We start from the raw sequence: 255 nt of genomic DNA, 5'->3' as shown, positions 1-255 counted from the left end.
CTCAAGGCCGGTGGCGCCTACGTGCCGCTGGACCCGGAATACCCCGAAGACCGCCTGCGCTACATGATCGAGGACAGCGGCGTGCAACTGCTGCTGACCCAGAGCCACCTGCAACTGCCGCTGGCCGAAGGCGTGCAGACCCTGGCGCTGGACCTGGAGCCGGGCGCCGATGACGCGCGCAACCCGAACGTGGCGGTGGCCCCTGAAAACCTGGCCTATGTGATCTACACCTCCGGCTCCACAGGCCGGCCGAAA

Annotated in this window: 1 protein-coding gene; it reads left to right on the top strand. The window is 67.8% G+C overall.

The genetic code is table 11. From position 1 onward, the window contains the following. A partial coding sequence (locus tag WCE05_RS26550) for an AMP-binding protein (RefSeq protein ID WP_368816911.1) occupies nt 1-255 on the top strand: 255 nt, incomplete at both ends.

The sequence above is a fragment of the Pseudomonas sp. I2 genome, from assembly GCF_040984075.1.
Taxonomy (GTDB): domain Bacteria; phylum Pseudomonadota; class Gammaproteobacteria; order Pseudomonadales; family Pseudomonadaceae; genus Aquipseudomonas; species Aquipseudomonas guariconensis_B.
Note: the sequence above shows the minus strand (reverse complement) of the source record. Positions and strands in the feature narration are given on the sequence as shown.